This window comes from Mobiluncus porci (genome assembly GCF_009695935.1).
Classification (GTDB): Bacteria; Actinomycetota; Actinomycetes; order Actinomycetales; family Actinomycetaceae; genus Mobiluncus; species Mobiluncus porci.
This window is the reverse complement of sequence record NZ_VUMY01000008.1, coordinates 1-25997: the sequence shown is the minus strand read 5'-3', so window position 1 is coordinate 25997 and position 25997 is coordinate 1. Positions and strand designations below refer to the sequence as shown.

Sequence of the window (25997 nt, the reverse complement as noted above, 5' to 3'; positions counted from 1 at the left end):
CGAGCCTCCCTTTTAACAAAATTTAGCTTTTCACAGTTTATCTCATGCTACTGCGAAACCTGAGAACACGCGCTTGGGACGATGGGGGCGTGCTTTGTCGTCCCAGATTCAAACTCGCGCTACGATGTCGGCGATGGATTCCATGACTTCGTTGGGACGGTAGGAGAAGTTTGCAATATCCTCATACTGAGTCGATCCTGTCAACACGAGGAAGGTGTGGAGGCCTGATTCAACTCCGGCAAGCATATCGGTATCCATTCGGTCGCCAATCATGGCGGTTTCCTCCGAGTGCGCGCCGATCTTGTTCAAGCCCGTGCGGAACATGACAGGATTCGGTTTTCCAATGAAGTACGGATTCTTACCGGTCGCCGCGGTTATCATAGCCGCGATTGCGCCGGTAGCTGGAATGGGGCCGTCCTTGGTGGGGCCGGTCATATCCGGATTCGTGGCGATGAATTTCGCGCCTTTAATGATGAGTTGCACCGCGGTAGCAATTTGATCAAAGGAATACGAGCGGGTCTCCCCCAGAACCACATATTCCGGATCGGTCGAGGTCATCACATATCCCGCCTGGTAAAGGGCCGTGGTGAGACCAGCCTCGCCAACCACGTAGGCGGTAGATTTCGGAGACTGAGTTTTCAAGAAAGAGGCTGTCGCCAAAGCGGAGGTCCAGATACGCTCCTCGGGAACCTCGAGGCCGGAGGCGGATAGGCGAGCCGACAAATCGCGAGGTGTAAAAATCGAGTTATTGGTCAAGACTAGGTACTCACGCCCGTTGTCCCGCAGGGCCTGGAGGAACTCGGCGGCTCCGGGGATGGCCTGCTGTTCATGAACCAAGACCCCATCCATATCGGTGAGCCAGTACTTGATTCCCTTCTTGGGTGGGTTGATTTCCTTTTCGCGCTGTTCTTTGGTGCCGAATGTGGCATCCATCATGGCTTCAAGCTGGTCGGCGATTGTTGTTTTCATTTTGATTTCCCCCTGTTAATCGTTGGGGCACTCCCAACGCGCCGAACTCAGCCGGCGCAGCCGACGAGGCCGACATTGGCTTATGATGCGTTTCCCTTTAAGGTTAAGGGAGAAAACTGGAAAACACAAAGGATGTAGCAATGAAGTGGGCATTAATTACCGGAGCCTCCAGTGGCTTGGGAGAAGAATTCGCTTGGCAGTTTGCAGCCGAACCGCTCAACGTGGTTTTGGTGGCTCGTCGCGAGAAGAAACTCGAGGGAATCGCAGAGGAAATCCGAACCACTCTCGGGGTGGAAGCGGAAGTTTTGACCGCAGACCTCGCCACCAGAGCCGGTCAATATGCGGTTATCCGCCGGTTGGAGGATGATTCCCGTCCGGTAGCGGTTTTGGTCAACAATGCGGGATTCGGTCTCGGACAAGGCTTTGTAAGCGGCGAGTGGAAACGTGAGGACGAGGCCTTAGAGGTGATGGGACGAGCCTTGGCGCGTCTGAGTCACGCCGGAGCCCGTGCTATGCTTCGTCGCGGCAAGGGAGTTATCTTGAATGTTTCTTCAGCAACCGCCTATACCGCGATGGGTTCCTATGCGGCCGTGAAAACCTGGGTGCGGTTCTTCTCGGAATCCCTATCAACCGAGCTAAAAGGCACTGGTGTGTCCGTGACGACGGTGGCTCCGGGACTGATGAAAACCGAGTTCCATGAATCCGCGCGGATGAATGCCGGGGTGTGGCCCCAGATTGGTTTTGTGGAACCAGCAACAGTGGTTTCCGAAGCGATTGAGGCCGCCCGCCGCCGCCAAGTCCTCGTAACTCCGACCATCCGGTACAAGATTCTCATGGCGGGGGCACGCCTCTCGCCTCGCTGGCTCATGCGAGTCCTTTTCGGCTCAAAGCTTTTCACCCGCGCGCTTAGGCAATAAAAGGCCCTTACGAAGCAAGCTGTCTGACTTTATATTGCTTAGTTTGACTGTCTACGCTTAGGAAAACCATCTCCTCCACTCGCGCCTGCGCAATCAACATCCGGTCAAAGAGATTGCGGTGCAACAGCGGCAGGCGTTCAAGCTCGCGGGCATGGTCGGGAGTGAAGGAAAGCTCTTGGAACCCGACCGCTGCGAGGTTATCCAGGAGCGGCGTGTCATAGTCCAATTTACCAATGGCTTTTTTGCGGCAATCTCAGCCAGAGAAATCGAAGAAACAAACTTGAGATTTCGCCCGTCTTGAATCACCGACCGAAAAGACTGCGGGAGACGCGCCGAGTTCGAGCGCATCCAGAGGTAAATATGAGTGTCAAGCAAAAGATTCATTCGCCGAACCACATTCGTTCGTCCGCATCGGTCCACTCATCGAAATCTTCGCGGATAGCCACGTGGCCTGTGAGGTCATCGAAAACGACGGGATTTTGTGACGGAACAATCGACCCCAACACGGCAGCCGGCACCACCGACGGGCGAACATTATGGTTTCACCGGTCTGAGCCCGCGCCACAAGCCGGCTGAGTTCAGTTTTGGCCTCATAGATGTTTACGGTCTCCATGACTTATTACTACCCATCTTGACCAAATATGGTTAAGTATTTTTCGCCATCGCGAAACCAAGTGGGGATGCCCAAAACCGGACATCCCCACTAAAGATAAGCCAAGCGACTACTTCATCTTGGTGCCGTCAGATCCGAGACGCTGGCAGGCTTCGACCACCCGAGCGGCCATGCCGGCTTCAGCGGCTTTGCCCCAAGCGCGAGGATCGTATTGCTTCTTGATACCGACTTCGCCATCAACCTTCAAAACGCCTTCGTAGTTCTTCATCATCCAGTCGGCGACCGGACGGGTAAAGGCATACTGGGTGTCGGTGTCGACGTTCATCTTGATGACACCGTTAGCCACCGCAAGCGCAATCTCATCGGCAGTCGAACCGGAACCACCGTGCATCACGAGGTCAAACGGACGGCTTCCAGCGTTGAAGTGAGCGCCGACTTCTTCCTGAATGGTGCCGAGGATTTCCGGACGCAACTTCACGTGTCCAGGCTTGTAAACGCCGTGAACATTCCCGAAAGTTAAGGCGGTCAGATAGTGCCCGTTTTCGCCAAGGCCCAAGGCTTCCACGGTCTTAATGCCGTCTTCGGTGGTGGTGTAGAGCTTTTCGTTGATTTCACCAACGACGCCGTCTTCTTCACCGCCTACAACGCCGATTTCTACCTCAAGAATTGTCTTGGCAGCAGCCGCTTTCGGCAAGAGACGCTTGGCTACTTCGAGGTTCTTGTCGAGAGGAATCGAGGAACCGTCGAACATGTGGGACTGGAAGAACGGGAGACGCCCCGCTTTGACCTCTTCAATCTCCAGGTCAATGAGGGCTTCGGTCCAAGAAGCCAACTTGTCCTCGGTGCAGTGGTCGGTGTGGAGAGCCACCGTCACGGGATAGTTCTTAGCGACTTCACGGGCGTAAGCGGCCATCGCGAGAGAGCCGGCTACACGATCCTTGATAGTCGATCCGGACCAGTATTCCGCGCCACCGACGGAGACTTGGATGATGCCGTCGGATTCTGCATCCGCAAAGCCCTGCAAGGCTGCGGTCAAAGTTTGAGAAGATGTCACGTTGATAGCGGGATAGGCAAATTTGCCATCCTTGGCGCGCTTCAACATTTCGGTGTAAACATCTGGGGTTGCGATAGGCACAGTAAACTCCTTCTTTCTGTTGTCAGATTGACGACTCTATTCTTTCACTTTTGGACGGGATTCACCGCCCATTCGCATCTAGAAATTTGGATGAAACCATGAAGAATCAGTCTCGCTGATTCAGGCAAGACCGAGGTCTTCCAGGTGGAGGGCGGCAAAATACGGGAATCCCGCAGCTTCGATTTTCTCTTTAGCCCCGGTGGCTCGGTCCACGACCACGGCGACCGCAACGATCTCCGCCCCCGCAGCCTGCAAAGCCTCAGCGGCCTGCAAGGGCGAGCCTCCGGTGGTGGAGGTATCTTCTAAGACCACAACCCGTTTTCCACTCACGTCAGGACCTTCAATCTGGCGCTTCATGCCGTGGTCTTTGGCTTCCTTGCGGACTACGAAGGCATCAAGTTCAAGCCCGCGAGAAGCCGCAGCGTGGAGCATGGCAGCAGCAACCGGATCGGCGCCCATCGTGAGGCCGCCCACCGCATCAATCTCCGAAATGGGGAAACCATTTTCTTCCAGAAGGTCAATCATAACGTGACCAATGAGCGGCGCCGCCTCGTGATGCAGGGTAGCGCGGCGCATATCAACATAGAAATTCGACTCTTTTCCGGACGCGAGCGTCACTTTGCCATGAACCACGGAAAGCTTTTTGACGAGTTCGGCGAGTTTAGACAATTGCGGGTCGTTGTTTTTCACACTCCTAGCATAGAGTGAGTTTTGTGGAAGAGACGAAAAATGACGCGGAAAACTTTCCGAATGGCGAGCTGACACCAGTCGTCGGGGTGGGCCCGTGGCCGGCTGACAGACCCCGTCCTATCGGTGAAGAATACGACCCCACGCTCCTAGCGGAAGGCGACCGGCGCAATGTTCCTGACCGCTTCCGCTATTGGACTAACGAGGCTATCACCGCCCAGCTAGACCGCGAGCTTGAGCCCGACCCGAGCGATTTGAGCGTGCCGGTTTTGGAGATTGCGATTGAAAACATTGGCCACGACTTCAACATCGGTTCCATCATCCGAACCGCCAATGGACTCGGGGTACGCCACGTTCATATTGTGGGGCGTCGGCGTTTCAACCGTCGCGGGGCGATGGTGACGGATCGGTATTTGCATGTGCACTTTCATCAAGACGCCCCCGCTTTGGCCGCCTATGCGCGTTCTCGCGGGCTCACCATCATCGGAATGGATAATCTCCCCGGTGCTAAGCCCTTGGAAGATTGTGAGCTCCCCCAACGCTGCTTGATGATTTTCGGAGAAGAATCTCAAGGCCTTACCGACGATATGCAAGACATTTTGGAACGATTGATACAAATTACTCAATACGGCTCCACTCGTTCCCTCAACGTTGGTCACGCCGCCGCGATTTCGATGTGGGCCTGGGTATTCCAAAATCAACCTCGCAGACCCCAATAATTCGTGTCTTTCATCTTCGTGTCACCGCTTTCAAACCCCGTTAAACTGGGGTTTGTCGCAGATGCAACCGCTGGTTGCACACTCGATTGAAAGTTCCAAGTACGGGTGGTTTGTTTATTCTCGGCCTGACAAATGCTGCAGCCTGGGATTTCCTGTCTGAAATCCTCGACGAGAGAGTTCAGACTTTCTTGTCCCTGAGCCTGGTTTTGACAGGCATCGGGGTGTACCTCATCATTACGGTGGCAATGCCTCATGGAGCGCAAAAGAAACTTTTACAAGAAGGCGATTTCACTGTTACCAACAAGTATTTCAAATCCGAGATGGCCGGAAACGCTGGGATTAATTGGCGCAGCATCGTAGCTATCTATCTCAGCTACAGTTTCCTGACTATGAATTGGGAAAGATCCTGGATCATCTGGCCTGTGGCCCCAATACTTTTCGCAATCTTGTTGATCGCCCTGGAACTCGTCTTCAAGAAAGACGATGCCGATTCGACGCCTAAGATTCAGGAGTAAGGGTTTAGCGCGCGAGGAGGGCGAGTTGGCGAATTTCCGCGTTCAAACGAGGCCACAGCGCCTTGTGGACGGGGCCAAACTTCTCCGCGCCAAGAAAAACGCCCGCCGCGCCCGCCGCGCGATCCACCCAGATAAAAGATCCCGACTGGCCAAAGTGTCCAATGACTTCGGACGGGAAGGACTCGGGAAGATAGTGTGGCGTTTTCGCCCCGTGGACTTCCACTCCCGTCCCCCAGAGATTGTCCTTTTGATGACCGTATCCGGGGAGAACTCCGCGCAGGCCGGGGTGAACTGGCGCTGAAAATCGGTCTATGTCAGCAGCGGTGAGACCAGTTAGTGATGGAGACAGCATTTCGGCCGCGAGCCTCGCCAAATCGACAATTGGGCCCACCGCTCCCCAGGCGGGAGAATCCGACAATTTTGTACCATTCATTCCAAGAGGTCCCGTGATGACCCGTCCCACCCAATCGTTCCAGGGGACTCCGAGTCGGGATTCAGCAAAGGCTCCCGCAAGTTCGAAGTTATAGTTTGAATAGACTCGCTTGGTGAAGGGCTCGATAGCACGCTCGTCGGGATTGGCGATGCCGAAACGGATACCCATATTATCCGCGGGCGCATCAAAGGGGAGACCCGAACAGTGCGCCAGTAAATCCACGAGCCGCACCCCTGGTGGCGCCGGTGGGCCTACAGCTAGATCCAGGGGCATCACTGTTGAACCGGCAGAGGGAAGAGACTGCACCCAAAAAGCAGTCGCGACCAAGAACTTCGTCACCGACATCCATTTGAACGGTCGTTCCAAATCTTTCGGCGTTGCGGATCCAGTCCAAACATAGACATCCCCTGAAGGTTGCCGCGACAGCACCGCTAGCGCATAGGGAAAGCCAAATTCGCGGCGGGTGGGGAGGTGTTCCGGTGTTAACTGACCAATAGCAACAGTCCCCACCACACTATCCTCTCTTCACTACGTGGCGCCGTAAAACCGATCCGCTCAATGCAGCCATCCGGCTTCGCGGTAATGTACCAAGCATTCCGCACTGGTCTCCGGGGTGAACATGTGGAGATAGAAACGCGCCATCTGACTCGGGGCCTTCAAATCGTGAGAATAGAGCCACTGACTCATAATCCCGTCGAAAAGCGACATCTGAATATTCGCGATATCTTCCGGATTAGACGTCACCTCGGCTCGCCCCTCGGATTGCAACTGCGCCCAGGCGGTAGTCAGAATGGAACGGAACAGTCGGTTTCTTTCCTCGTAGTGGTCGTGAGCCGGATGAAGGTTGGAAGAGGCTTCCACCAAAAGCATACATTCCACCTCGATAATCATGGCGTTCTTCCCCATATTGGAAAGAACTTCCAGCACTGCATCCAGCAGGGACAAGGGATTAAGCTTCGCTAATTCTTTGAGGTCAAAACCCATCTCTTTTTCATATCGATCCACGACGCTCATCAGGAGAACTTCCTTTGAAGGGAAGTGGTAGATAACCCCGGGATGAGAGATGCCCACATTTCTAGCGACGTCGCGCAGAGACATGCCGTGATAACCAACCTCTGCTAGCAGATCAACGGCGGCATCCAGAATCGCCTCGCGCCGAGCCAGACCAGAAGCATAGGGGCCACGCTCACGTCTTTCGAAAGAGGACATCTCATCTCCATAGTTAGACTTTCAGGCTCTCACGCTTATTCCCTGAAAAAATCCAGGTAACATTCATGAACCCTTAATCTAAATATAACTTACCGACTGGTAAAGTTCCACGTTTCGCTGGTTAGATTTTCCCAGGAAACGCCTGTCAGTTAAATTTTACACGCAAATTCAGTCGGTATTGGTCGGACATTGGTCCTGTCAATTCGCTCAAATCCCCACTTTCAATCAAATCTGTCGGGCTGAAATCAGGAATATCTACCTCAACCGTATCGCCACGGCCGATTTCACCGGAAAGCAATTTTTCGGCTAGCTGGTCTCCGATCTCACGTTGAATGAGGCGCCGCAACGGGCGCGCCCCGTAGGTCGGATCGTATCCGGTCATCGCCAGCCAGCCCCGCGCCGAATCCGTCACTTCCAGGGTCAATTGGTTGTCCTGCAGCCGATTAGTCAGTTGAGTAATCTGGATGTCAACAATCTTTTCCAGATCCTCAGTAGACAGGGAGTCAAAGAGTATCGTCTCGTCCAAACGGTTTAAGAACTCTGGTTTGAACGAGGCTCTCACCAACTCAAGTACCTGCTTCTGTTTCTCCGCCGGACTCCCACCCGGTTCCATCAAGAATTGAGAACCGAGGTTAGATGTCAACACGAGAATGACATTGCGGAAGTCAACCGTGCGCCCTTGACCGTCAGTCAAACGTCCATCATCCAGCACCTGCAGCAAAATGTCGAACACATCCGGATGCGCTTTTTCCACTTCATCGAGCAATACCACCCCGTAAGGACGGCGCCGCACCGCTTCGGTGAGTTGGCCTCCCTCTTCGTAGCCGACATAGCCCGGAGGGGCTCCAATAAGGCGCGCTACGGAATGTTTTTCCCCGTATTCGCTCATGTCGATGCGAGTGAGGGCTCTTTCGTCATCAAAGAGGAATTCCGCCAGCGCTTTCGCCAGCTCTGTCTTTCCGACACCCGTGGGTCCGAGGAACAAGAAAGATCCGGTGGGCCGATTCGGGTCAGATACTCCGGCCCGCGCGCGTCGCACCGCGTTTGCCACCGCCCGCACGGCGTTCTTCTGGCCGATGAGGCGTTTCCCGATGTATTCCTCCATGTGGAGAAGTTTCTCTGACTCACCGGTAAGGAGCTTGCCCACCGGAATTCCCGTCCAGGAAGCGACTACCTCGGCGATTTCAGAGGCATCAACCTTTTCGGCGATCATCGGAGCGTCCGAACTTGTACCGCTCGTTCCAGAATTGTCGGAGTCAGCGGCATTGGTTTCGCCAGTTTCCGCGGCCTCAATCTGGCGTTGTACCTCCGGAATTTCCCCGTTTTGGAGACGACCGGCGTCTTCCCACCGACCCTCGCGCATGGCCTGTTCTAGGGCAGTGTTCAGCTCATCGAGCTTCACGCGCAGCTCGCCGACTTTGTTGTGGCCGGCCTTTTCAGCTTCCCAACGCAGGTTTAGGCGATCCAAAGCCTCTTGTTTATCCGACAAATTGGCTTGCAGAGTTTCCAGACGGCCTGCCGTGGCGGGGTCTTCCCGATTCGGGTCGGAGGATTCCAGATAGGAAAGTTCCATCTTCAAGCGTTCCACCTCGCGGCGCAACTGGTCGATTTCCTCCGGAGAAGAATCAAGCTCCATCCGAAGCCGCGAAGCCGCCTCATCAATCAGGTCAATAGCCTTATCCGGAAGTTGGCGCCCCGAGATGTACCGATTCGACAATTGGGCGGCCGCTACCAAAGCGCCGTCAGCAATCGTCACCTTGTGGTGGGCCTCATATTTCGGGGCAATTCCACGCAGAATCGCAATCGTGTCTTCCACCGAGGGCTCTCCCACAAACACAGTTTGGAACCGTCGTTCCAAAGCGGGGTCTTTCTCGATGTGTTCCCGATATTCATCAAGGGTCGTCGCACCCACCAGGCGAAGCTCCCCGCGAGCCAGCATGGGCTTCAACATATTGGAAGCATCCATCGAGCCTTGCGAGGCTCCGGCTCCCACCACGGTATGGAGCTCATCAATGAAGGTCACGACTTCGCCTTCAGCGTTCTTGATTTCTTCCAAAACCGCCTTCAGACGTTCCTCGAACTGGCCGCGATACTGGGCTCCCGCGACCATGGCCGCCAAATCCAGGGCAATCAAATGCTTATGTTTCAAAGAATCCGGCACATCCCCCGCGACAATACGCTGCGCCAGACCTTCCACCACCGCGGTTTTACCGACGCCGGGTTCACCAATCAGAACCGGATTGTTCTTTGTCCGGCGAGACAAAACCTGGATGACGCGGCGAATCTCGGCGTCACGACCGATAACCGGATCGAGTTTGCCGTCCATCGCCCGCTGCGTGAGGTCATCGCCATATTTCTCCAGGGCCTTGAAGGTGGCCTCCGGATTCGGGGAAGTCACTTTGGTGTCTCCGCGAATGTCATCAATGGCTTTGAGAATCTTCTTATCGCTCGCTCCCGCGTCACGGAGAATCTTTCCGGCTTTGCCGTCATTCTTTGACAAAGCCAACAGCAAATGCTCCGTAGAGACATAGTCATCCCCGTGTTCTTGGGCGAAGGTGCCGGCGGTACTTACCACCTTCAGCGCGGCCTGGGAAGGCTGGGGTTGCGCCACGGATTCTCCGGACGCCCCCGGCAAAGCCACCAGGGCGCGGCGCACCTCTCCCCCGATTGCATCAGCGTCGGCAATCTTTTGCAGAATCTGGAAGGCAATGCCTTCTCGATCCTCCAACAGTGCTGCCAAAATGTGGATTGGCTCCAGCATCGCATTTCCCGCTGCAGCAGCCGTTTGTAGTCCGGAAGCAATCGCCTCCTGGGACTTCGTAGTTAATTTGTGATCCATTGTTTAGTTCCTTTCTCCATTTACCCCTGGAAATTTCCCTTTGGTAAAGCACCCCCAAATCGGCGCTTCGCTACCGCCTCCACAGCACTAGGGCAGAGGACCGAGACACCGGAAATCCCACCGAGCGGGTTTTTTCCGGTCTCTCTCCGCGTGTCAAAGACGTGACTTCTCCTGTCGAGTTGGCGGCAAAAACTCGATTGGAGGCCCCGGCCGCTAAGGAGAGTTGGGCGTTTTCCGCCTCCAACTCGTCCACGCGCCGTTGCAGTTCCATGATCCGGCGAATCCCCTCGAGGTTTACCCCGGCTTCTTGAGACAGAGTCTGAACCTCGTGGAGATGCGCCAAATCGCGCAGGGAATAGCGACGCCCGCCCCCGCCAGTTCGACCGGGCACTACCAGGCCGAGCCGATCATATTGGCGCAGAGTCTGGGGGTGCATCCCCGTGAGGCGGGCCGCATCACCCACCCTAAATCTCGGCTGCGACCAGGCTTGTTGCGCCTCAACTTCACTGAGTTCCTCGTCGTAGAGCTTGGCTTCGAGGCGAATGTTGGCCTCGCGAAGCATGGCCAGACAGGAAGCCAATTCATCAAAGAGGCTCATAGCGTCACCAGCTTGTCTAACTCGGCGCGAGGATTGGCATCCTTCGTAGCCGCCGCAAAGTCGTCCACGGCCTGTTTTGCCGCCTTCGATAGCTTCTGCGGAACCGCGACCTGAACCGTCAAGCGAAGATCTCCGCGTCCAGTTTTCGTTTTCAAGCCAAAACCGGGGATCCGGATTTCTTCCCCAGACTGGGTACCTGGAGCCACATTTACCTTCACGGTACTGCCGTCTGGCAGCGGCACGATGACCTGGCTGCCTTCCACGGCTTCCGCGAAAGTTACCGGCAAAGTGAAGCGCAGGTCGTGGCCGTCCAGGCTCAGATACGGGTGGGGTTCCACGTGGCAAGTCACCACCAGGTTCCCCGGCTCTCCGCCGTTGGAACCCGGCTGTCCCTTGCCCTTCAACCGAATCTTTTGGCCGTCACGGACCCCAGCGGGTATCCGAACGGTTATCGTTTCCCCGCGCAACTTCAACCGCACCGTCGCGCCGTTATAGGCCTGCTTGAAGGTCAGTTTGGTGGACGCCGAGACATCCGCGCCATTTTGCGCGCGGAACGAGAACCATCGGTTGCCCGTACCAGACTCAGCACCACTAGGGCCGCTACTCCCACCAGTGCCGCCCGGATGACGCGCGGTATTGCCGTAAAACTGGGTTCCCGCTCCGGGAAACGTGGCACCGAACCCGGGGTAGGATGTTCCCGGACCTCCAGCTCGGCCCCCGCGCTCCGCAGCGTCGGCAGCAGTGGTGAACATGTTTAAGATGTCGCTCAGATCCGGATTCACTCCCGAATACCGAGCCGAGCCCGTAGCTCCGCCGTATCCCGAAGAGAACATGGCGGAAAATGCGTCTTCGAAATCGTCTGGGGTTCCGTGACGCGAGGTGCCGGCGCGGAACCGCGGACCGCCCGAAGCCATCGCCCGCAGCGCATCATATTTCTTGCGTTGTTCCGGATCGGAGAGCACCGCATACGCTTCGCCGATAGTCTTGAACTTTTCTTCCGCACCCTTATCGCCCGGATTCTGGTCCGGATGATATTTCCGCGCAAGTTTCCGATATGCCTTCTTGAGATCCTTATCAGATACGCCCTTGGTGACCCCGAGGATCGAATAATAATCCTTATCAAGCCAATCATTAGAGCCCATCGCTTTCACCCCTTTCTCTATTGGATAGCGTTTGCTGCCGCTGGCTTATCGTCACTGGTTGTCGCTCTCATCTGGAGTTGACGAGTCCCCTTCCGAGGCCGCCTCTCCAGACTTGGCTTCTGCCGAGCCTTTTTCAGCCGAAGTCGCGGTTCCCACTATCACCATCGCGGGACGCAGGACGCGTTCCCCGACGAGATAACCGGGCTGAGCCACCTGATCAATCACGTGCTTATCGCCTTCGGCTCCCTCCGACATCTGAATGGCCTGGTGCAGGTTCGGGTCAAAGGTATCGCCTTTGGCTCCGTAGCGCTTCACCTTGAAGTTGGTCTCCAGAGTTTGCTCGAGTTTCGTCGCCACCGCTCCGAAAGACCCTTTGAGGTCATCGTGGACTCGCGCGAGTTCAATGTCATCAAGCACGCCCATCAGCGCATTGACCACACTCGCAACTCCGGCCTCCTGCTGGAGCGGAACTTCCGCCTTCGTCCTACGGGCGTAGGCGTTGTATTCCTGCTGCAGGTTGTAAAGATCGGCATGAGCTCTAGCTAGCTCATCTTTCACTTTCGCCAGTTCATCTTTCAGCTCCGCAATGCGTTTTTCCTGGGCTTGAGCAAGTTCGTCTTCGAGTTGGTCCGTGGAGGCCTCCTCCGAGGCGGGCTGGGAAACACCTGTTGTCTCGGTGTTTTCCTCCGCCCCCTCGGAGGAAGTCTCGGAAGAATCTTCGACAGAAGTTTCCGGTTTCAACTCCGCATCGCTCTTCCCGGCTTTACCCTTGTCTTTCTTGCCTTTCTTCGACTGGTCGGCCTGCTCTTTGTGCTCGCGAGCCTCATCAGACTCTTTTTGCACCTCAGCGTAGGCTTTCCGAGCCGCTTGGTTCAGTTTGTCTTCACTCACTTGTCTTCCTCTTCGTCGATAACTTCCGCATCGATAACGTCGTCATCTTCCTTGTTTTCGGAAGTGCTATCGGCGCTGGCGCCCGAGTTAGACTCGCCGGCCTCCGCTTCAGCCTGGGCATTCGCGTACAAAGCCTGACCAATGGCTTGAGACTTCTCCTCGAGCTCACTCATGGCGGTCTTGATGGCCTCGATGTCCTCGCCCTCATTAGCCTTCTTCAGGTTTTCCAAAGCTTCCTTCACCGGAGCCACCGTATCTTCCGGCAACTTGTCCGCGTTGTCCTTCAGGAGCTTCTCGATGCGGTACACAGCCTGTTCAGCCCCGTTACGCACCTCGGCATCTTCGCGGCGCTGTTTGTCTTCGGCGGCGTGAGCTTCTGCTTCCTTCACCATTCGGTCAATCTCATCCTTCGGAAGCGAAGATCCGCCGGTGATGGTCATGGACTGTTCCTTGCCGGTGCCGCGGTCCTTAGCCGAGACGTGAACGATACCGTTGGCATCGATGTCGAAAGTGACCTCAATCTGCGGGAGCCCTCGCGGAGCCGGCGCGATTCCAGTCAGTTCGAAGGTTCCGAGCGGCTTGTTGTCGCGCGCAAACTGGCGTTCACCCTGGTAAACCTGAATCAATACGGAAGGCTGGTTGTCTTCTGCGGTCGAGAACACTTCGGAACGCTTGGTCGGAATGGCCGTGTTGCGCTCGATGAGCGGGGTCATGATTCCGCCCTTGGTTTCAATGCCGAGCGACAGCGGGGTCACATCAATCAAGAGAACGTCCTTGCGGTCGCCTTCGATAACACCCGCTTGGAGCGCAGCGCCAACGGCCACGACCTCGTCGGGGTTCACGCCTTTGTTCGGTTCTTTGCCACCAGTCAGTTCCTTGACCACCTCGGTCACTGCCGGCATACGGGTCGAACCGCCAACCATCACCACGTGGTCAATCTCGTCGAGCTTAATGCCCGCATCCTTGATGACGTTGTTGAACGGAGTCTTAGTCCGCTCCAGCAAGTCCTCGGTCATTTCCTCGAACTTCGCCCGCGTGAGCTTTTCGTCCAAGTGAATCGGGCCGTTTTCGCTCATCGATAGGTACTGCAAGTTGATGTTGGTAGACATCGCGGAGGACAGTTCCTTCTTCGCCTGTTCCGCGGCATCACGCAGACGCTGCAGCGCAATCTTGTCCTTCGAAAGATCCACACCGTCCTTGTTCTTCACCTGTTCCACCAGCCAGTCAACAATGCGCTGGTCCCAGTCATCGCCGCCGAGCTTGTTGTCACCGTTCGTGGCGCGAACCTGAATCGTGGAAAAGCCGTCTTCATCTTTACCTACTTCCAGCAAAGACACGTCGAAGGTGCCGCCACCGAGGTCAAAGACCAAGATGAGCTCATCTTCTTTGCCTTTTTCCAAGCCGTAAGCCAGCGCCGCGGCAGTCGGCTCATTCACAATACGCAAAACGTTCAATCCCGCAATCTGGCCGGCTTCTTTCGTAGCGGTACGCTGAGCATCGTTGAAGTACGCCGGCACGGTGATAACCGCATCGGTTACCTTGTCGCCGAGGTAGGCTTCCGCGTCTTGCTTCAATTTTCCAAGGACGCGCGCCGAGATTTCCTGGGGCGTGTATTCTTTGTCATCAATCTTGACTTTCCAATCAGTGCCCATGTGTCGCTTTACCGAAGAAATCGTGCGATCCACGTTGGTGACTGCCTGACGCTTCGCCACCTCACCGACGAGAACCTCCCCCGTCTTCGAGAAAGCCACCACTGAAGGGGTGGTACGAATTCCTTCCGCGTTTGCGATAATTGTGGGTTCCCCGCCTTCCAGCACTGCCAGGGCAGAGTTCGTAGTTCCGAGGTCAATACCTACTGCTTTTGCCATTGTTGTTCCTAACTCCTTGTTTAGTTTTGGGGCTCAAGAATGAGTTTTAGCCGGTCACTAAACACTCACACTGCTTCTTGGGCAAATCTTGAGTTCTTACGACTCAAGTTTACCGTCTAGGGGATAGCTTGTCCACTTGAAACTCCCAAACTTGAGTCTACCTAACTCAACATTTGAAACTGGGGGTTTATTCCTGCGGGTAAAAAACGTTGGAGGACGAACCGAGTTAGTCCGTCCTCGAGCGAGAAAATGTGAATTTAGGCGATTATGCGGCCGGCTCTTGATGAACCCCCTTTAAGATTCAGAGACTCCCGAAAGGTTTCCAGTTCAGGTAATACGCCAAAGAATCCTTGGCAATCCACAAGATAGCGGCCACAATAATGACTGCCAAAACCGCATAGGTGGCGTAGCCCAGGGCGCGCATATGAGGGGTGGGGTCGGTGTCGTCAATCACCACACCGTTTTCATCGCGAACCGGCTCCCCAGCCTGTGCGCGCATTCCCAAAGCGTAGAGCATCGGAATCCCTGCCCCGAAAACTACCGCCAAACCAGCAACTCGAAGAATCGCCACAATCATTTCCGTTCCGGTCATTGCCATATATCCTTTCCACTCCGCTTACTTCGCATCGCCACTAGCAGTCGCCGCAGCATTCCCAGCGGCAGTTTGCGGGGTGGCAGCGCCTACGGGGATCTTGTTTTCTGCGTCAGCGGGATTCGCCTCGCCGACAAGATTATCATCGGCGAAGAGAACATCTTCCAGCTCTCTTTCAATATCGCGCAGCTGTTTCACCAAAACCATCCGCTGTTCTCGGAGCTCTTGGATCTTTTGGGCTCGAGTCTTCGTCGTCACCGGCGCCGCGGCCGCGGCCGCATCAATGCCACCTTGCAGAATTTCTTCCACATCACGCTCGAGAGTCTTTTCGATAGCCTCAGTAGCGCTGCCACCCATCGAGGATTCCACGCTCTCCGAGTTGGCATCCCACTCTTCGTTCACATTGGAAGCATCGACCGCAGTCTTCCGAGAACGGATTACAATCAGCCCGACCATCCCGATGAGAATCGCAAAGTCCACCAAGGCGCCTACCAGAGGGTGAATCTGGCCGAAGAAATGGGCAATCCACCAGGTCGAGTAGCCAACCAGCGCAGAGCAAGGCAAGGTGATAACCCAGGCTGATGCCATCCGCATCGCCACACCCCAGCGAACCACGCCACCCTTCTTTCCCAGACCGGTTCCGAGGATAGCGCCGGTGGTGACGTGGGTGGTGGAAAGAGCCATTCCGCCCGCAGCCGAAGTCAAGATGATGGCGGCAGAAGTGGCCTCGGCGCACATACCTTGGGGAGATTCCAGATCAACCAGCCCCTTACCGAGGGTGCGGATAACCCGCCACCCTCCCGAAAGCGTTCCCAAAGCAATGGCTAGAGCACAAGCGATAATGACCCACGAGGGTATTCTCTGGTTGACATCGGCGTTACCGGCTGCAATGAGGGCTAAGAAAATCACACCCATGGTTTTTTGAGCGTCCCCCGCCCCGTGAGCCAAGGACACCAAGCAGGCGGTAATAACCTGACCGTGACGAAAGTGGGTGTTTTTCCGCCCATGAGGAATCGTGGAAGTAATCCAGTAGACGAGGAAAGTGCCGAAGGCTGACACCGTGGCAGCAATAACTGGCGAGGCCACCGCCGGAATGACGATTTTTCCGAGGATAGACGACCATTCCACACCGCCGGCTCCCACCGAAGCGAAGGCAGCCCCAATCATGCCCCCAAAGAGAGCGTGAGAAGAGCTGGAGGGAAGCCCCAGCAGCCAAGTGAACATATTCCAGACAATGGCGCCAATAAGGGCGGTAAACACCACCATCAACAGGTCAATACCGTTGCCCTGCCCTTGACCAATCAATCCAAAAGAGCTGAGGTCTACGATTCCGGAGGCGACGGTGGCGGCAACATTCACGGAAAGAAACGCTCCGACTACGTTCAGGACTGCGGAGATGGCAACCGCTTGAAAAGGCTTCAAGGCACCGGTAGAAATCGAGGTTGCCATCGCGTTGGCGGTGTCGTGGAAACCATTAGTAAAGTCGAAAGCAAGGGCGGTAACAACCACGATCGCAAGAATGATAAAAGCTGTTGTAGCCATGCATTATCCTCTGTATTCAAAGAGGTTTCAAGATCATTCCTCGGATGAGGGCAACCTTAACCCCCAAAGACAATACTAAGGAGTGAGCGTTAACAGAAGATTCAGATTTTGTTAAATCTATGTAAAATTATTTTCGATTTTCTTAACATAAGGAAAACGCCCGACCTTGTGAGCCAGGCGCCTTCCCGTTAGGGAGAACATCATGAAGGAGAAAGATTTAGGCGGCGAATCCTTGGTTCGCCACAGTGCGGGTGCCGAGAATCCCCATGATTCCCGCCGCTGGAACGTTGAAAGACGGACGTCCGACAAGTTTGTTGACGGCTTCAGCCAGATTCCCCGAATTGAAGGCGTGGGGAGAAGACGTCTTGGAAAGATCCACCGGAGTCACGACCTTGGGAAAAACCGGGGCATTGTCGTAGACGTTCCGCCCTGCCGTCATCGCAGAGGCGATAGCAAACGTCTTACTAGACTTCCGCTGGGTCGCAGTGCTCTGGTCGCTCATTTTTCCATCCTTGGTTTCACTAACTGATAGCTTCTTGCTACACAAAGATACTTCGGCTCGTTTCCTCCCTTGATTAGGGTTTTAGGAGCTTAAGTCCTACAAGTGCGCAATTTCTCACAGTTTTTCAAAGCAGAACCGCGAAATTTGTCCTGACAAAAACGTGTTTTCGAATTCTTCAGCAATGGGTAGACTTTGAGAGTGGCAGAAAAGGAAAAGTCCTCCGGGACACTCGTGATTGGTTTGGGACGATTCGGTTCCGCTGTTTCGATGACGTTGAATTCCCTCGAGCGAGAAATTCTGGCGGTCGAAAACGACCCCGCGATTGTGGAGCAATTCTCCCCGATGTTTCCCGTAGTGGAAGCCGATGCCACTCGTCTCGATGCCATGGAGCAGCTCGGCGCCACCGAGTTTTCCGCCGCGGTTGTGGGAGTGGGCGCCTTGGAGGCCTCCGTCTTGATTACCGCGAACCTGGTTGACCTGGGGATGGAGCAAATCTGGGCCAAGGCTGTCAGCCGTGAACAGGGCAAAATTCTCCGCCGAATCGGGGCTCACCACGTCATCTACCCCGAATTCGATGCGGGACGCCGTACTGCTCACCTGGTGGACGGGCGGATGCTTGATTATGTGGAAATGGATCGCGAAGGTTTCTCCATCGTGAAGATGCGTCCTCCTGCGGAGATTCAGGGATTCACCTTGATGGAGTCCGACGTGAGGCGTCGCTATGGGGTCAATATTCTTGGAGTTATCTCCCCCGGTCAACATTTCGAATATGCCGGTCCGGACACGGTCGTGGCCGCGAATGACCTCATCATCGTCTCCGGAGACGGCAAGCTCTTGGAAGACTTCGCCAACCGCCCATAACCCTCACAGGCTCAACCAGACAGTTGACCCCGGGACCACCTGGTACATCATCGCCACAAAGCGCTTGCCGGAGGCTGCGAGCTGCTCCACCGATGAGAAATTGGGCGTCAACAAACTGGGCTCTATGTCCACGCCCACATCCGCGCATTCCAAGACGGCATTGAATCCAAAATGCACCACATCGTAATCTTTTCGCACTCGCTCCCAGTCCAAGCCAAGGAAAATGGCATCCTTGCCGGAGAGCCGTTCGAACTCGGTTTTCACCAGCCGGTTGGTGAATTCGAGAGGATAACGCGCCACCAAACTAGTCCAAGCCTCCACGGAGTTCACGTTGTAGGCTCGCTCGAAAGGCACCAGCGGCGGGTTCTCAAAACGCGTGGCAGGGTGCTCAGCCTGGAGCTCGCTTCCGGTCCAGTCCACATCGAAAAGGTCCACGGTGCAGGGGAACTGCACCAGCGGCGCCTCGGGAAAACTCAAACCGGTTGACCAATCGGGAACCGGAGGTAGCGGCCCCACGTAGCTCACTATGCAGGGGAAGTTCGTGGGATGAGTTCCGGCGTGGGGATCCCCGTAGCGGGGAATCTCGCCGGTGGGCCTCTCTATCGAGTCCACGGTGGACACGGTTTTTTGAGTTTTTTCATCCAAATAGCCGATGCGGTAATGCTGGGCGAGGGGATGAAAATCTTGGTTTAGGTACTGAAACGGTGGCAGGCTAAGCCAGATTGCGGAAATTTCATCCGCATAAGCGCGTCCCTTGGAACCGAGGAGGCGGTCCCCAATGCGAGGCTGGAGGTCGGGGAAGAAAGTGTAGGTCACGGTGGCAACTGAAAGTTGTTCCACCAGGTAGGGGAATCTTTCGAGATGAAGACCGGCTTGGGTGCCATCCATAACCTCGCGGTAACGCAACTTCAGGGAGCTAATCGCCACGTCGGAACCGGGAATATCGCGAATGTCTGTCCCATTTTGTAGAGCCTTCAACGCGTGGCGTTCCTTCTTGGCTTGGGCGCGAGTATAGGCGTCCAGCATGAGGCTCTTCATGGACTTGTCACCAAGACGCAGACAGAATTGCTCGAGTGTAGTGCCGCTGAAAATATCCTCATAGAGTTTCGGGAAGGCCACCAAGAGCACCCAGTAGCGACGCCACGCCCCCACTTTTGCCTCTAAATGAGGGAAAATCCAACTTTGGACCGCCATCGTTCCTCGTGTTCCTTTGAGATCGAAAGCTTCAACACTCTAGCCAATACTCGGAGCTTCCTCCGGAAATCGTATCACCCTCCGGCGAGTCCTCATGGCCAAAGCCGCCCCGAAAGTCATCGTCCCCACACGTCCCGTAAACATCAAAACCGACAGCAACACTTTCGCCGAGGCCGGTAGGGTGGCCGTTATCCCCGTGGATAGTCCCACCGTCCCGAAGGCACTAATGACTTCGAAAAGCACTTGCGCCAACGGCAGGTCCGTAAGAATCAACATCAACGTCGTGGAGACCCCGACGATAAGCGCCCCCATTGCGACCACCGCCACTGCGAGACGCACCGTGGAGGGCCCAATCCGCCTTCCGAAGGCTTCAATATCGCGATTGCCTCGAATCTCCGCGACAATGGCGAGAACCATCACCGCAAATGTCGTCACTTTGATGCCACCGGCAGTTGAAGCGGAGCCGCCTCCGATAAACATCATGATGTCAGAAACGAACCAGGATGACTGGTGCATCTGACCCACGTCAACCGTGGAAATCCCGAGGGAGCGCGTATTTGCCCCGCCCAGGAAAGCCGCCAGAAGCTTCCCCGCTAAATCCAACTCTCCGAAAGTTCGAGGATTATTCCATTCGATTACCGCGTTAATCGACCCGCCCACTAGAACCAAAGAAAGATAGGTCGTGATTGTGAGTTTCGAGTTGAGACTCAGCAAGCGCAAATTCCGCCAGTTTCTCGCCAGGTCTAGAGCCACGGGAAAACCCAGCGCACCAATAATCATGCCCACAATGACGGGGATCAGGAAGGCAAAATCGGAGGCAAACTGGCCCATTCCTCCCGGAAGGATGACGAATCCAGCATTGTTGAACACGCTCACTGCCATGAAGATGGCGTACCAAAAGGAACGGAGAATCCCGTAATCCAGTCGCAGGAAGTGCGGGAAGAACAAGAGCGCCAACATTCCTTCCACCGAGAGGGATACCAGGAGTGCCATCTTGACCAAGGATCCAACTTCACCAAGGTGGGAATTCTTTTCTCCCGCGGCCAACAGACGGGCGGTGAGCCCGATGTGGCGCGATACCGCCAAGGACAGCATGGAGGCCAGCGTCATTACGCCGAGGCCACCAATTTTCATCCCCAGGAGGATGACTATGAGCCCGAAAGTTGACCAGTAGGTTTCCGTGGGAACAACGGTAAGTCCGGTGACGCAGACTGCGGAAGTGCCCGTGAAGAGGGCATCAACAAATGTGGCGGGGACTCGGCTGCGGGTGGCAATGGGGAGGCTCAGGAGCAGGGTCGCGATGGCAATAATGCCGAGGAAGATGGCGAGAGTGAGCCTAGCCGGAGCTCGCCTTGCTAACTCGTCGAACCATTTTTGGCTTCTAATCCGAAGATTTTCCCAGGCCTTCATCGTCACCTCGCTCTCACAAACGTAGTTTATTTCGGACGCTCTCCGTTACGCGGCAAAAAGTACCGTGGAGAATCTTTTGTGGCGCCTTTAACGTTACCTAATCTAGCGTCTGGAGCAGGAAAACTGGGGCTAACAACTGGCAAATTTGGCCCAAAAATGGATTTCAGGAGGCGAGAACTAACACTTTTAGGGAAAAACCGGCTATATTTCATATGGTACGAATGTTTTCTCTGTGGCCAAAGTGGTCACAGTTACGTACTACGGAGCAAGAGCAGGATGACAGGGATGACGCAGAACCAAGCACCACGGTTTCTCACCGTAGCCGAAGTGGCGGATTTTCTTCGCGTTTCGAAAATGACGGTTTACCGCATGGTGCATGCCGGGGATCTCCCCGCAGTGCGGGTCAAGCGGTCATTCCGTGTTCCTTTGAAGGCGGTCGAAGAACTCTCCAAGTCGAATTTGGATAGTTGGATTGTCGGCGAGGATTCCGAAGCTGTAGCTCAGTAAAGGCGCTTTCATTTGGTGCCCTTTTGAAAAACCGTTAGACTTATTCGGCTGATACAGCCGTAATGTAGTCGTATTAATGAGGAGGTCGGCGTGGGTTCTGTTATCAAGAAACGCCGCAAGCGGATGGCAAAGAAGAAGCACCGCAAATTGCTTCGTAAGACTCGCCACCAGCGTCGTAACAAGAAATAAAGCAGTTGCGAGCCAGGTTTTCAACCTGGCTCGTTGCTTTTTTGCCAAAATGAATTTATGGGACAGAGAAAAAATCACTTGACCATTTAGGATTAACCCGTGGCTAAAACCGCAGCTTTCTTCGACATCGACGGCACCCTGATTAGGGGCGCCTCAACTTGGTACCTAGCTCGCGACCTCTATCAACGCGGGTATTTTGGGCTGGATTTTTTCTTCTTCGCTGCTTGGCAGTCGTTGCTCTACGTGGTTTTTGGAGAGAACAAGAAGCGGATCGAACGCATCAAACAGCGCTCCCTGCGGATTTTGAAAGGCAAACTCGAATCCGACCTGGCGCTCATTGGTGAGGAACTCTACGATCACTTCCTCCAGGAACGCCTCTTCCCCGGCACCTTAAGAATTATAGAGAAGCACCAAAAAGCTGGACACGAAGTCTGGCTCGTCTCGGCAACTCCCCAAGAGATTTCCAAACAAATGGCCCATCGCCTAAACCTCACTGGGGGGCTCGGAACCATTGTGGAGGTCGATGATAATGGCCGCTACACCGGAAGAATGCCCCAGTCCTTGCTTCACGGCACGATGAAAGCCAAGGCAGTTTTGGAACTCGCTGAGGAACGCGGCTTGGATCTCTCTACCTGTTTCGCCTATTCGGATTCCTTGTCGGACGAAAAGATGTTCAACCTGGTGGGACATCCTTGTGCGGTGAATCCCGAGTGGAAGTTGCGCCGCATCGCCAAGCAGCGTAACTGGCCGATTTACGACTTTGCTTTCCGCCGCCCCTCGGTCGCTTTGGCGGCGCGAACCACGCTCTTACCGGCCACGATCGTGGGCGGGGTGTGGACTGCAAAGGTTTTGTGGCGCCACGTTTTACGCCGCCTGTTCAAACTTCCAGTGCGGCTCTTGCGCAAGTTGTTTGGCCACTAGAGACGCTTTTCGGTTGGATTTTGAGGAGGAGTATTCATGCCCATCACCACAGTTCACGTCATGCGCCACGGGGAGGTCGACAATCCCGAGGGAGTGCTCTACGAGAGGTTGCCTGGTTTTGGATTAACCTCGCGCGGACGAGAGATGACTGCGATGACCGCGCAGTGGCTGGCTGAGTCCGGGCGGGATATTGCTTTGATTATGGCCTCGCCCCTGCAACGTGCCCAGGAGTCGGCCGCTCCCGCCGCCAAAATTTTTGACCTTCCGGTACAAACTGATGCGAGGCTTACCGAGGCGGGGAATAAACTTCGGGGACGCAAGATCCATCAATCGCCTTTGTCTTTGGCAAACCCGAAGTTTTGGCCGCTCTATTTCGCGCCGTGGCTGCCGTCTTGGGGGGAACACTACACCGATATTGCGCGTCGGATGTTTCGCGCCGTGGCTCACGTTCGGGCGCTCACTGAACCGGGACGCGAGGCTTTAGCGGTCTCACACCAGTTGCCAATCTGGACTTTACGGCGCTTCGTGGAGGGAAAACCTTTGGTGCATGACCCTCGGAACCGAGAGTGTGCGCTAGCCTCGCTGACAAGTTTCCATTTTGATGGCAGTACGTTGATTGGCCTCGAATATGTCTCTCCTGCTGACGCTCTTGTCCGCGAGGCCCGCGACGTCACCCCCGGCACCTCCGGCGCCTCCGTCAACACCGGTCGATAGCAGAGCTGGGGGGTCAGCCTAGCCGGCGGGTCGCCCCTCTTTGGCGTCGAGACTGAAGGGAACGTAGCCAAAAGTGTGCGACCCAACGGCGTAGCGAATTCCCTAGGATTGTCTTATGGCTTTTGAGGTTTCTTTGTGGTCTCCGGCTGAGGTGGGGGCAGATGTGGGTGCGTTTGTGGATTATTGGCAGGCGCTTGCGGACGGGCCGGACAGTGGCGGGCCGGGGCGGGTCTCGGAGGATCAGGAGACACAGAATTTTTGGCTGGACCTGATGTCGCGGGTGTTGGGGGTTCGCAATGCTACTCAGGAGTGTCGTTTTGAGCAGAGGACTGCGGGTAATGGTCTGATTGATGTGCGGATTCCGGCGGCTTCGGTTTTGGTGGAACAAAAGGCTGGCGGGGTGGATTTGGATCGTCCGGAACCTCGGCAAGGCTCGTTGGTGACGCCTTTTGAACAGGCGAAGCGCTATGTGGATGCTTTGCCAAATCGGGAGAAACCGGATTGGATTATCGTCTCAAACTTCTTGACGTTTCGGGTGCATGACCTCAACAAAGAACATCCCGAGAAGGGCGTCCTTGAGTTTGGTTTGGCGGATTTGCGCCAGAAGCCGCATTTGTTGGATTTCCTGCTGGACGCGTCGCTTGCGCGGGAGACCCTGGAGCAAGAGGTTTCCATCAAGGCCGGCGAGCTTATTGGGGAGCTCCATGCAGCTTTGAGCCGCCAGTATCTTGATCCGGATTCTGTGGAGGAGTCTCATGCGTTGAATGTGTTGTGTGTCCGGCTGGTGTTCTGTCTCTATGCCGAGGACGCGGGACTGTTCGGTAAAGACACATTTCTGGGGTATCTCTCGGGTTTTGAGGCGGGGCAAATGCGCCCGGCCTTATTGGATTTGTTCAAGGTGTTGGATACGCCACCAGAGGCGCGTGACCCGTATCTGTCTGACACCTTGAAGGCTTTCCCGTATGTGAATGGCGGGTTGTTTGCCGGTGAGTTTCAAATCCCGCAGTTCACGGCGGAGTTAAAGACCTTACTTGTTGAGCGCACGGCGCGGGACACGGACTGGTCAAGGATCAGCCCGACGATTTTCGGCGGGATTTTCGAGAGCACTTTGAACCCGGAAACGCGCCGTTCGGGCGGGATGCACTACACGGATCCGGTGAATATCCACAAGGTGATTGACCCGCTGTTCTTGGATGGCCTCAAAGCAGAACTCGAAGCAATCCTCAATGACACGACGCTTACCCCGCGTCAGAAAACGAACCGACTGACAGCCTTCCAAGACAAGCTCGCAAGCCAGCGTTATCTTGAAACTTCCAGCACGGATTGGATACAAATTGGCGGAACCTACGCGGTCGCGGCGTAGGGGGTAGTTTTCAGATTGAGGGGGTATTCGTGTTCACGCCGATCCATCAGGCACTAGGACTCGAACCTGGTGAGCTTTCCATCGAACTGATCGAACGCGCCGTTGAGGCGGGAGTCCAGGAAACTGCGTCGCTTGATTGGAAGAGAGACTTCTACGACTCTCGCGATCCGGCTTGGAATGACGAAGCGGCAAAAGACATCGCTGCGATGGCAAACAGCGGTGGCGGATGGATTGTGTTCGGCGTTGACGAGGACAAGGAAACGAGCGCTGCCTCGGAGCTTAGACCGATTCATTGGAATGCCAAGGAGCATCAGCGGATCCTTCGTACTGCCTACTCACACATTGGCCCATCCGTTCTGGGGCTCGAGTTTTTCGACTTTCCCAAGGACGATGGTCACATTGTGATGATGCGAGTTCCCGACTCGCGTGAAGCTCCGCACTTTGCTCGTAAAGGAAACGATGCGTTCGTTGCCCCTCGTAGGAATGGTCCCCACACAGCTTTCATGAGCGACCGAGAGATCGAGCGGGGTTTCCGAGAGCGGTTCCAGCAACGCGACGATGACGAACGGCGGCTTCAGTTTCTCTACGAACAAACCGGCAGAGTGCTCGATCCCAGAGAAGGCGTCTGTATTGTCGTTGTCGCAATTCCACAAGAACCTGCCTCTGCCAGTCCAGGGCTTTCTGAAACAGAAGCGCACCGCTTTACTTCGCCAGAGCTCTGCACCGAACTCATCTACCCCAACGCAAGCTCGCTACTTAAGTGGGAGCACGGTACTCTTCGAAAAGGCCTCAGACAATGGATCGTCCGAGATGACGCCACACGGTTCCCAAGCCGCAGGTTTCTATCTGATGATGGGTCTGTGGCAGGCACCTATCGCCTGGGGATCGCGACCGAGCGTGAGGAGCAGAGCCATTATTTCCCTTTCGGAAAACCAAATCACTGCATGTCAGCCCATATTGAATCTGCGATCATTGATTTCCTCAGTCTGCTCCGTCTATATGCTGCCGAGCGACATACGAATGGTGGTTACAGGATCCGCGCGGGTCTCGTCGGGATTGCTGATGAACCTATCTACATCAGAACGACCGAGGGGCGCACAAACCTTCTCCTAGACGTTGAGTACAGTGAACCTATTATCAGATTCCAACCCTTGACAGTCGGACTGGATCCCCTCGCGTCATTTGACGAGATACTACCTGTCGCGAACGATCTCGCTAGAGATTTTATTAATCAAAGTGGGCTCAAATATTTGAAGGTCATGGCTGAACCTAACGATTTTCAGGAAAATTAGCCCGGTGCGTAGCGCCTTCACCCGCGATTAGTATGCCGTTACGATAGCGGCGGTCGCATCCCTGAACATGAATTTGATCGTTCCGCCCTCGTTGACCTCGGCATGGTCGAGGAGGGTGTGCCAGCGGAACGGGCTGTACTGGACGTTGTGATCGTCGCCTAGTTTGGCGAGTTGCTGTTGGTAGTGCTCGTAGGCGCGGCGTCGGGTTTGCCTGTCGTTGATTTGGTCAGCGATCAGCTTGTGGTCGGTGGAATTGCCTCGGTTGTGTTGACGCTTTTGGTGTGGGTATTTTGCTCTTACGGGAAAGGATTTGAAAGTGTCAAGAGTGTATCCATTACAGTTCCGTGCGGAAGCTGTCCGATTGTATAGAGCTGG

Annotated in this window: 26 protein-coding genes and 1 pseudogene; 10 read left to right on the top strand and 17 right to left on the bottom strand. The window is 55.2% G+C overall.

What is annotated here, in order from left to right; all coding sequences use genetic code 11:
• Positions 1-108: 108 nt before the first annotated feature.
• A complete protein-coding gene (locus FYJ63_RS05495; protein WP_154544587.1) occupies positions 109-969 on the bottom strand; it encodes an HAD-IIA family hydrolase in 861 nt (286 codons plus the stop codon).
• Between the two features lie 140 nt (positions 970-1109).
• Here FYJ63_RS05495 and FYJ63_RS05490 point away from each other — a divergent pair, with 140 nt between their 5' ends.
• A complete protein-coding gene (locus FYJ63_RS05490; protein WP_154544585.1) occupies positions 1110-1886 on the top strand; it encodes an SDR family NAD(P)-dependent oxidoreductase in 777 nt (258 codons plus the stop codon).
• A gap of 7 nt (positions 1887-1893) precedes the next feature.
• Here the strand turns inward: FYJ63_RS05490 and FYJ63_RS05485 are convergent, their stop codons facing one another.
• The 3 genes from FYJ63_RS05485 to pyrE form a co-directional block, all read right to left on the bottom strand.
• On the bottom strand, positions 1894-2112 hold the full coding sequence (locus FYJ63_RS05485) for a PIN domain-containing protein (protein ID WP_154544583.1): 219 nt from the start codon (positions 2110-2112) through the stop codon (positions 1894-1896).
• 496 nt (positions 2113-2608) lie between these two features.
• Positions 2609-3634 (bottom strand): class II fructose-bisphosphate aldolase, encoded by a 1026-nt coding sequence (gene fbaA, locus FYJ63_RS05480; RefSeq protein WP_277027098.1) that lies wholly within the window; start codon positions 3632-3634, stop codon positions 2609-2611.
• Positions 3635-3754: 120 nt separating this feature from the next.
• The gene (gene pyrE, locus FYJ63_RS05475) at positions 3755-4324 is read right to left on the bottom strand and encodes an orotate phosphoribosyltransferase (RefSeq protein ID WP_277027095.1); all 570 of its coding nucleotides are present in this window, start codon (positions 4322-4324) and stop codon (positions 3755-3757) included.
• Between the two features lie 23 nt (positions 4325-4347).
• On the opposite strand from pyrE, the gene FYJ63_RS05470 reads away from it, so the two are divergent.
• Together FYJ63_RS05470 and FYJ63_RS05465 are read left to right on the top strand one after the other, a co-directional pair.
• The gene (locus tag FYJ63_RS05470; RefSeq protein ID WP_277027092.1) at positions 4348-5040 is read left to right on the top strand and encodes a TrmH family RNA methyltransferase; all 693 of its coding nucleotides are present in this window, start codon (positions 4348-4350) and stop codon (positions 5038-5040) included.
• Positions 5041-5126: 86 nt separating this feature from the next.
• Positions 5127-5555 carry a hypothetical protein gene (locus FYJ63_RS05465; RefSeq protein ID WP_154544581.1) on the top strand — a complete coding sequence of 143 codons (429 nt, stop codon included), beginning with the start codon at positions 5127-5129 and terminating at the stop codon, positions 5553-5555.
• Positions 5556-5559: 4 nt separating this feature from the next.
• Here the strand turns inward: FYJ63_RS05465 and FYJ63_RS05460 are convergent, their stop codons facing one another.
• From FYJ63_RS05460 to FYJ63_RS05415, 10 genes are all read right to left on the bottom strand, one after another.
• Positions 5560-6498, bottom strand: coding sequence for a serine hydrolase (locus tag FYJ63_RS05460; RefSeq protein ID WP_277027086.1), 939 nt, complete (start codon positions 6496-6498; stop codon positions 5560-5562).
• A 45-nt stretch (positions 6499-6543) separates the two neighbouring features.
• Positions 6544-7197 carry a TetR/AcrR family transcriptional regulator gene (locus FYJ63_RS05455; RefSeq protein WP_154544579.1) on the bottom strand — a complete coding sequence of 218 codons (654 nt, stop codon included), beginning with the start codon at positions 7195-7197 and terminating at the stop codon, positions 6544-6546.
• A 145-nt stretch (positions 7198-7342) separates the two neighbouring features.
• A complete protein-coding gene (gene clpB, locus FYJ63_RS05450; protein ID WP_154544577.1) occupies positions 7343-10036 on the bottom strand; it encodes an ATP-dependent chaperone ClpB in 2694 nt (897 codons plus the stop codon).
• A gap of 70 nt (positions 10037-10106) precedes the next feature.
• Positions 10107-10634, bottom strand: coding sequence for a heat shock protein transcriptional repressor HspR (locus FYJ63_RS05445; RefSeq protein WP_154544575.1), 528 nt, complete (start codon positions 10632-10634; stop codon positions 10107-10109).
• Positions 10631-11776, bottom strand: a complete 1146-nt coding sequence (locus FYJ63_RS05440) for a DnaJ C-terminal domain-containing protein (RefSeq protein WP_154544573.1) — start codon at positions 11774-11776, stop codon at positions 10631-10633. The genes FYJ63_RS05445 and FYJ63_RS05440 overlap by 4 nt, the downstream gene beginning before the upstream one ends.
• 51 nt (positions 11777-11827) lie before the next feature.
• Complete coding sequence (locus FYJ63_RS05435) at positions 11828-12667, bottom strand: nucleotide exchange factor GrpE (protein ID WP_338106834.1); 840 nt, start codon at positions 12665-12667, stop codon at positions 11828-11830.
• Entirely contained in the window at positions 12664-14535 is a 1872-nt protein-coding gene (dnaK, locus tag FYJ63_RS05430; RefSeq protein WP_154544571.1) for a molecular chaperone DnaK, read from the bottom strand. The genes FYJ63_RS05435 and dnaK overlap by 4 nt, the downstream gene beginning before the upstream one ends.
• 301 nt (positions 14536-14836) lie before the next feature.
• A complete protein-coding gene (locus tag FYJ63_RS05425) occupies positions 14837-15127 on the bottom strand; it encodes a hypothetical protein (RefSeq protein ID WP_154544569.1) in 291 nt (96 codons plus the stop codon).
• A gap of 24 nt (positions 15128-15151) precedes the next feature.
• Positions 15152-16669, bottom strand: a complete 1518-nt coding sequence (locus FYJ63_RS05420; RefSeq protein ID WP_154544567.1) for an inorganic phosphate transporter — start codon at positions 16667-16669, stop codon at positions 15152-15154.
• A 217-nt stretch (positions 16670-16886) separates the two neighbouring features.
• The gene (locus tag FYJ63_RS05415) at positions 16887-17171 is read right to left on the bottom strand and encodes a hypothetical protein (protein ID WP_154544565.1); all 285 of its coding nucleotides are present in this window, start codon (positions 17169-17171) and stop codon (positions 16887-16889) included.
• A gap of 198 nt (positions 17172-17369) precedes the next feature.
• Between FYJ63_RS05415 and FYJ63_RS05410 the strand changes: the two genes are divergently transcribed.
• Positions 17370-18032: a potassium channel family protein gene (locus FYJ63_RS05410; RefSeq protein WP_277027073.1), complete on the top strand. Its 663-nt coding sequence runs from the start codon at positions 17370-17372 to the stop codon at positions 18030-18032.
• Between the two features lie 3 nt (positions 18033-18035).
• Here FYJ63_RS05410 and FYJ63_RS05405 read toward each other — a convergent pair whose 3' ends face one another.
• Together FYJ63_RS05405 and FYJ63_RS05400 are read right to left on the bottom strand one after the other, a co-directional pair.
• Positions 18036-19226 carry a DNA mismatch repair protein MutL gene (locus tag FYJ63_RS05405; protein ID WP_154544561.1) on the bottom strand — a complete coding sequence of 397 codons (1191 nt, stop codon included), beginning with the start codon at positions 19224-19226 and terminating at the stop codon, positions 18036-18038.
• A gap of 39 nt (positions 19227-19265) precedes the next feature.
• A complete protein-coding gene (locus FYJ63_RS05400; protein ID WP_154544559.1) occupies positions 19266-20636 on the bottom strand; it encodes a TrkH family potassium uptake protein in 1371 nt (456 codons plus the stop codon).
• 285 nt (positions 20637-20921) lie between these two features.
• Between FYJ63_RS05400 and FYJ63_RS05395 the strand changes: the two genes are divergently transcribed.
• The 6 genes from FYJ63_RS05395 to FYJ63_RS05370 all read left to right on the top strand — a co-directional run bounded on the left by FYJ63_RS05395 (position 20922) and on the right by FYJ63_RS05370 (position 25622).
• Positions 20922-21143 (top strand): helix-turn-helix domain-containing protein, encoded by a 222-nt coding sequence (locus FYJ63_RS05395; RefSeq protein WP_154544557.1) that lies wholly within the window; start codon positions 20922-20924, stop codon positions 21141-21143.
• Between the two features lie 90 nt (positions 21144-21233).
• Complete coding sequence (locus FYJ63_RS05390) at positions 21234-21332, top strand: 30S ribosomal protein bS22 (RefSeq protein WP_003792170.1); 99 nt, start codon at positions 21234-21236, stop codon at positions 21330-21332.
• 99 nt (positions 21333-21431) lie between these two features.
• Positions 21432-22253, top strand: a complete 822-nt coding sequence (locus FYJ63_RS05385; protein WP_287848662.1) for an HAD family hydrolase — start codon at positions 21432-21434, stop codon at positions 22251-22253.
• A gap of 36 nt (positions 22254-22289) precedes the next feature.
• Positions 22290-22967, top strand: a complete 678-nt coding sequence (locus tag FYJ63_RS05380) for a histidine phosphatase family protein (protein WP_154544555.1) — start codon at positions 22290-22292, stop codon at positions 22965-22967.
• A gap of 115 nt (positions 22968-23082) precedes the next feature.
• Entirely contained in the window at positions 23083-24330 is a 1248-nt protein-coding gene (locus tag FYJ63_RS05375; protein ID WP_154544553.1) for a type IIL restriction-modification enzyme MmeI, read from the top strand.
• Positions 24331-24359: 29 nt separating this feature from the next.
• On the top strand, positions 24360-25622 hold the full coding sequence (locus FYJ63_RS05370; RefSeq protein ID WP_338106833.1) for an AlbA family DNA-binding domain-containing protein: 1263 nt from the start codon (positions 24360-24362) through the stop codon (positions 25620-25622).
• A gap of 27 nt (positions 25623-25649) precedes the next feature.
• On the opposite strand, the pseudogene FYJ63_RS11190 reads toward FYJ63_RS05370, so the two are convergent.
• A pseudogene (locus tag FYJ63_RS11190) lies at positions 25650-25997 on the bottom strand (hypothetical protein); the annotation flags it as partial.

Excerpts from the sequence above, each read along its gene's own strand:
- FYJ63_RS05495 (WP_154544587.1), bottom strand. The coding sequence starts at position 969 with ATGAAAACAACAATCGCCGACCAGCTTGAAGCCATGATGGATGCCACA.
- FYJ63_RS05490 (WP_154544585.1), top strand. The coding sequence starts at position 1,110 with ATGAAGTGGGCATTAATTACCGGAGCCTCCAGTGGCTTGGGAGAAGAA.
- FYJ63_RS05455 (WP_154544579.1), bottom strand. The coding sequence starts at position 7,197 with ATGTCCTCTTTCGAAAGACGTGAGCGTGGCCCCTATGCTTCTGGTCTG.
- clpB (WP_154544577.1), bottom strand. The coding sequence starts at position 10,036 with ATGGATCACAAATTAACTACGAAGTCCCAGGAGGCGATTGCTTCCGGA.
- FYJ63_RS05445 (WP_154544575.1), bottom strand. The coding sequence starts at position 10,634 with ATGAGCCTCTTTGATGAATTGGCTTCCTGTCTGGCCATGCTTCGCGAG.
- FYJ63_RS05440 (WP_154544573.1), bottom strand. The coding sequence starts at position 11,776 with ATGGGCTCTAATGATTGGCTTGATAAGGATTATTATTCGATCCTCGGG.
- dnaK (WP_154544571.1), bottom strand. The coding sequence starts at position 14,535 with ATGGCAAAAGCAGTAGGTATTGACCTCGGAACTACGAACTCTGCCCTG.
- FYJ63_RS05425 (WP_154544569.1), bottom strand. The coding sequence starts at position 15,127 with ATGACCGGAACGGAAATGATTGTGGCGATTCTTCGAGTTGCTGGTTTG.
- FYJ63_RS05420 (WP_154544567.1), bottom strand. The coding sequence starts at position 16,669 with ATGGCTACAACAGCTTTTATCATTCTTGCGATCGTGGTTGTTACCGCC.
- FYJ63_RS05415 (WP_154544565.1), bottom strand. The coding sequence starts at position 17,171 with ATGAGCGACCAGAGCACTGCGACCCAGCGGAAGTCTAGTAAGACGTTT.
- FYJ63_RS05405 (WP_154544561.1), bottom strand. The coding sequence starts at position 19,226 with ATGGCGGTCCAAAGTTGGATTTTCCCTCATTTAGAGGCAAAAGTGGGG.
- FYJ63_RS05400 (WP_154544559.1), bottom strand. The coding sequence starts at position 20,636 with ATGAAGGCCTGGGAAAATCTTCGGATTAGAAGCCAAAAATGGTTCGAC.
- FYJ63_RS05395 (WP_154544557.1), top strand. The coding sequence starts at position 20,922 with ATGACGCAGAACCAAGCACCACGGTTTCTCACCGTAGCCGAAGTGGCG.
- FYJ63_RS05380 (WP_154544555.1), top strand. The coding sequence starts at position 22,290 with ATGCCCATCACCACAGTTCACGTCATGCGCCACGGGGAGGTCGACAAT.
- FYJ63_RS05375 (WP_154544553.1), top strand. The coding sequence starts at position 23,083 with ATGGCTTTTGAGGTTTCTTTGTGGTCTCCGGCTGAGGTGGGGGCAGAT.